Source organism: Pseudoalteromonas sp. AOP7-A1-14 (genome assembly GCF_052376275.1).
GTDB lineage: Bacteria > Pseudomonadota > Gammaproteobacteria > Enterobacterales > Alteromonadaceae > Pseudoalteromonas.
In genome coordinates, this window is sequence record NZ_JBQSVO010000243.1 from 1 (window position 1) to 1291 (window position 1291).

Below are 1291 nucleotides of genomic sequence, written 5' to 3' on the forward strand. Positions count from 1 at the left end.
CGTTATGCACTCTCAGCCTTGACACTATTTTGTTCAGGGTTTAAGTACACTTCTTTTGGTAAATCCCAATTACGGATATTACCGCTCCAGCGCTCAGGGTGAGCATCTTTAGCACCTTGATAAACTTCTTTTCTATTAGCCAATATGTCACCCGCTAATCCTGAATGCCTTTGATGTGGGCTGACGTATTTGATGCCACTATGTTTGTGGTTAAAATTATACCAGTGGCTAAATTTCAACACCCAACTACGCGCCTCATCAATTGTTGAAAACCCTTTATACGGATAGTCAGGGCGATATTTACACGTTTTAAATATCGACTCAGCATAAGCATTATCATTGCTCACCCTAGGACGATTAAAAGACGACACGACACCTAAACTATAAAGTGTTTCAAGCATTGATGAGCCTTTCATTGGGCTTCCATTATCCGAATGCAGTACCAGAGGATTATCTTTAACTCCTTCTTTTAAATGAGCTTTCTTAATTAATATTGATGCATTTTCTGCTGATTCGTCATCATGAATTTCCCATCCAACAATCTTTCGACTAAATATATCGAGTATCAAATATAAATAAAAATGCAGCCCTTTAGCGGGGCCTGGTAACCAAGTAATATCCCAACACCACACTTGGTTTGGCCCTGTAGCACAGTGTGTCGTCGGTACTTTTCTCTCTTTTATCTGACTACGTCCGCGAGCGTTTTGCTGTTTTTCTTCATGAAGAACACGATAATATGTTGATTCAGAAGCAAGATAAATACCCTCATCTGCTAATGTAGGGACGATTTGGCTTGGTGGTAAGCTCTTAAAATCATCGCTATTAACGATGGCTAATATGTTATCTCTCTCTGCTTTTGATAGCTTATTTTTTGGCTCAGGGCGCTGAGATATTGGTCTACCATCTGTTTTTATGTTCCCGTCAACAGTCCAACGTTGATACGTCCGGACACTGATCCCAAGTTCACGGCAAGCTTTAAACTTTGGCGCACCAGAACTCACAGCTTCATTAACTAGTTTAACTGCTTGAATGCGAGCTGAGTCGAGGATCATTCGTCCTCGGCTTCCCCCCAGATCGCATTTGCTTTTTTTCTTAACACCAATAGTGCTGCGGTTTCAGCGAGTGCCTTATCTTTTCGACGTAGCTCCTTTTCTAATTGATTGATCTGTTTTTTATCTTTCTTTGTTTCGGTGGAGAAGGCTTTTTCTTGCTCTTTAACGTTAGCGTTTGCATCTATACACGCATTTCGCCAAGCCGATACTTGTTCCACATAAAGACCTTTGCCTCGGCA

The 1291-nt window shown here is 41.1% G+C and carries 1 protein-coding gene and 1 pseudogene; both read right to left on the reverse strand.

The annotated features are described in order from the left end of the window. Positions 1-2: 2 nt before the first annotated feature. Complete coding sequence (locus tag ACT3RM_RS17880) at positions 3-1052, reverse strand: IS3 family transposase (protein ID WP_110957786.1); 1050 nt, start codon at positions 1050-1052, stop codon at positions 3-5. After that, a pseudogene (locus ACT3RM_RS17885) lies at positions 1049-1291 on the reverse strand (IS3 family transposase); the annotation flags it as partial. The pseudogene ACT3RM_RS17885 and the gene ACT3RM_RS17880, both read right to left, overlap by 4 nt.

Coding starts and splice junctions, on each gene's coding strand:
- ACT3RM_RS17880 (WP_110957786.1), bottom strand. CDS start 1,052: ATGATCCTCGACTCAGCTCGCATTCAAGCAGTTAAACTAGTTAATGAA.